Below are 3168 nucleotides of genomic sequence, written 5' to 3'. Positions count from 1 at the left end.
GGTGCATCATCGCGTTGGCCAGTTCGCCATCGGTGGTGAGCAGCAGCAGGCCGGTGGTGTTGATGTCGAGGCGACCGATGGCGATCCAGCGCGCGCCTTTCAATGCGGGCAGGGATTCGAAGATGGTCGGGCGGCCTTCGGGATCTTCGCGCGTGGTCACTTCGCCTTCCGGCTTGTTGTACATCAGCACGCGCGGCGGATCGGTCAGGGCGCTGGCGACAAACGTCTTGCCGTCGATTTCGATCTTGTCGCCGCCGGTGATGCTCATGCCGGTGCGCGCCACTTCGCCGTTGACCTTGACCAGGCCATCGGCGATGCGCTGCTCCAGCGCGCGACGCGAGCCAAGTCCGGCCTGCGCCAGCACCTTGTGCAGGCGTTCTTCGATGCGCGGGGCTTCGGCGGCGGGCGCGGCTTCGCGCTTCAGGCTCAGCGGGCGGCGGGTGGATTGTTCGTTATTGCTCATTCGTTTGCTCCGACGATGCGGCAGTCGCGTCGTCTCCGTTGGTGTCTTGTTCGTGTTGGGTGTCGGTGTTGGCTTCGATGCCGTTTTCTGCGCCTTCGACTTCTGCATCGTCGTTCGCGTCGTCGCGGCTTTCTTCTGCGTTGGCTTCGCCATCTTCATTCGCCGCATCCGCCGCCGCAGCGGGGATTGCAGGCTCGAATGGCAGTTGCGGTTCCAGTTCGCCGATGTCCTTCAGTTCCGACAGCGGCGGCAGTTCGTCGAGTCGCTTCAGGCCGAAGTAGTCGAGGAAGGTCTTGGTGGTCGCCAGCAACTCCGGCTTGCCGGGTACGTCGCGGTGACCGACCACGCGGATCCAGTCGCGTTCTTCCAGTGCCTTGATGATGCTGCTGTTCACGGTCACGCCGCGGATCTGTTCGATCTCGCCACGGGTGATCGGCTGGCGGTAGGCGATCAGCGCCAGTGTTTCCAGCGTGGCGCGGGTGTACTTGGTCTGGCGCTCCGTCCACAGCCGCGCCACCCACGGATGCACGTCGGCCTTGACCTGGAAGCGCCAGCCGCTGGCGACTTCCACCAGTTCCACGCCGCGTTCGGCGCAGGCGGTTTGCAGGTCTTCCAGCGCGGTTTCCACGCTGCCATCGGGCGCGGGTTCGTCCAGCGGAAACAGGCCCTTGAGTTGCACCAGCGTCAGCGGCTGGTGGTCTGCCATCAGCGCGGCTTCGACGATGCGGGTGATGAGTTGTTGATCCATACGATTCGGTCTTTCTTTGCCGTCAGTCCGGCGCAAGCCGGAGTCCAGCATTGGTTGTCGGTTAAAAGCTGGATCCCGGCTTTCGCCGGGATGACGAATCAGGAATGAGGCGGTTCATGCCGTTGTACCGCCATTCGCCGCTTCGTCGTCATCGAACTCGCTGGACAATTCGCTGATCGCGGGTGCGCCTTCGTTTGAAGCCAGCGACTTCACATAGATCGGCGCCAAAGGCGCTTCCTGCACGATGTCGATCAATTGTTCCTTCGCCAGCGTCAGCAGGCCAAGGAAGGTGACCACCACGCCGAGCTTGCCTTCCTCCACCGTGAACAGTGTTTCAAAGCGGTGGAACTGGCCATCGGTCAGGCGTTCCAGCAGTTCGCCCATGCGCTGGCGCACACTGAGCGCATCGCGCTTGATCGCGTGCTGGGTGAACAACTCGGCGCGCTTGAGCACGTCGTGCAGGGCCAGCAGCATTTCGCGGATGTCCACCGGCGGCGGCAGGCGCACTTCGGCGCGGTCGGGGACGTGCGCGGTCGCCACGGTGGTGTCGCGTTCCTGCCGGGGCAGGGCGTCCAGGTCTTCGGCGGCCTTCTTGTAGCGCTCGTATTCCTGCAGCCGGCGGACGAGGTCGGCGCGCGGGTCTTCTTCCACGCCTTCTTCGCTGGGCGGGCGCGGCAGCAGCATGCGCGACTTGATTTCGGCCAGGATCGCGGCCATCACCAGATATTCGGCGGCCAACTCGAAGCGCATCTCGTGCATGGCCTGGATGTAGTCCACGTACTGCCGGGTGATCTCGGCGACGGGGATGTCGAGGATGTCCAGGTTTTGCCGGCGGATCAGGTACAGCAGCAGGTCGAGCGGGCCTTCGAAGGCGTCGAGGATGACCTCCAGCGCGTCCGGCGGGATGTACAGGTCCTTGGGGATCTCCACCACCGGCTGGCCAAGCACCACCGCCAGCGGGATCTCCTGCTGCTCGGGCTTTGCATTCGGATGTTGGGCGGGCGCGTCGGCCACCGGGCCGGCGCTGGTTTCGGATGTCATCACTGGGTTGCCAGCATGTCGCGGCCCCCTCCGGGCCACACCTGTCTTCGCTATGGCCGCGCGGGGCCGGGGCATCATGTTGCGTCTGCTGCAAACCCGCCATGCCTGCGCGCATGCGCCCTGGCGGGCGGCATCGGAACGGGTGGCGGAAGACGACCGGATCGGCGGGCGCGGTGCGGCGTGGGGAGCCGGACGTCGCGCGGGCCGCAGGATCGGGCCGGAAACGATGCGGCAAGGTTACGGCTTCGCGTCGGGGCTGTCCACTGCACGCCCCTACAATGCCGGCAATGGTTCATGGAGTGCGGGAATGATGTGGTACGCAATCGAAGGCTTCGATGGTGCGGACGTACTCGCCAAACGGCTGGCCGCACGCGCGGCGCATCTGGCGCGGCTGACCGCGCTGCGCGACGAGGGCAGGCTGCTGCTGGCCGGCCCGTGCCCGGCCATCGATGCCGAAGACCCCGGCCCGGCGGGCTTTTCCGGCAGCATCGTGATTGCCGAGTTCGCCTCGCTGGCGGATGCCCGCACATGGGCCGATGCCGACCCGTATGTCGAAGCCGGCGTGTACGCGCGGGTTGAGGTGCGTCCGTTCCGCAAGGTGCTGCCGTGATGGGCGGTTGGACGGAGGCCGACATTCCCCGCCTGAACCCCGAGCGGGTGGAGCGCATCCGCGTGCTGCTGACCAAGGCGCTGTCGCCGCTCTCGCTGGAGGTCAGCGATGACAGCCACAAACACGCCGGTCACGCTGGCGCGCGCGGCGGGCAGGGGCATTTCGGCGTGGACATCGTCAGCGAGGCATTCGCGGGCAAGCTGCCGCTGGCCCGGCACCGGCTGGTGTATGCCGCACTGGGCGAGATGATGCAGACCGATATCCACGCGCTCACGATCCGGGCGCGGACGCCGGATGAAGCCGCGC

The 3168-nt window shown here is 66.1% G+C and carries 4 protein-coding genes and 1 pseudogene; 2 read left to right on the top strand and 3 right to left on the bottom strand.

Annotation, left to right across the window (positions count from 1 at the left end; translation table 11 throughout):
* From QM612_RS11165 to QM612_RS11155, 3 genes and pseudogenes are all read right to left on the bottom strand, one after another.
* The coding region (locus QM612_RS11165; RefSeq protein WP_415253959.1) for a pseudouridine synthase at positions 1-463 on the bottom strand (463 nt) is incomplete at its 3' end.
* Positions 464-476: 13 nt separating this feature from the next.
* Positions 477-1211, bottom strand: a pseudogene (gene scpB, locus QM612_RS11160) (SMC-Scp complex subunit ScpB); the annotation flags it as partial.
* Positions 1212-1325: 114 nt separating this feature from the next.
* The gene (locus tag QM612_RS11155) at positions 1326-2252 is read right to left on the bottom strand and encodes a segregation and condensation protein A (protein ID WP_415253958.1); all 927 of its coding nucleotides are present in this window, start codon (positions 2250-2252) and stop codon (positions 1326-1328) included.
* A 310-nt stretch (positions 2253-2562) separates the two neighbouring features.
* Between QM612_RS11155 and QM612_RS11150 the strand changes: the two genes are divergently transcribed.
* Entirely contained in the window at positions 2563-2862 is a 300-nt protein-coding gene (locus QM612_RS11150) for a YciI family protein (RefSeq protein ID WP_415253960.1), read from the top strand.
* Positions 2862-3168: BolA family protein (locus QM612_RS11145; protein WP_415253957.1), on the top strand; the 307-nt coding region annotated here is incomplete at its 3' end. The genes QM612_RS11150 and QM612_RS11145, both read left to right, overlap by 1 nt.

It is taken from the genome of Thermomonas sp. (genome assembly GCF_047606765.1).
Taxonomy (GTDB): domain Bacteria; phylum Pseudomonadota; class Gammaproteobacteria; order Xanthomonadales; family Xanthomonadaceae; genus Thermomonas.
Note: the sequence above shows the minus strand (reverse complement) of the source record. Positions and strands in the feature narration are given on the sequence as shown.

Coding starts and splice junctions, on each gene's coding strand:
- QM612_RS11150 (WP_415253960.1), top strand. CDS start 2,563: ATGTGGTACGCAATCGAAGGCTTCGATGGTGCGGACGTACTCGCCAAA.
- QM612_RS11155 (WP_415253958.1), bottom strand. CDS start 2,252: ATGACATCCGAAACCAGCGCCGGCCCGGTGGCCGACGCGCCCGCCCAA.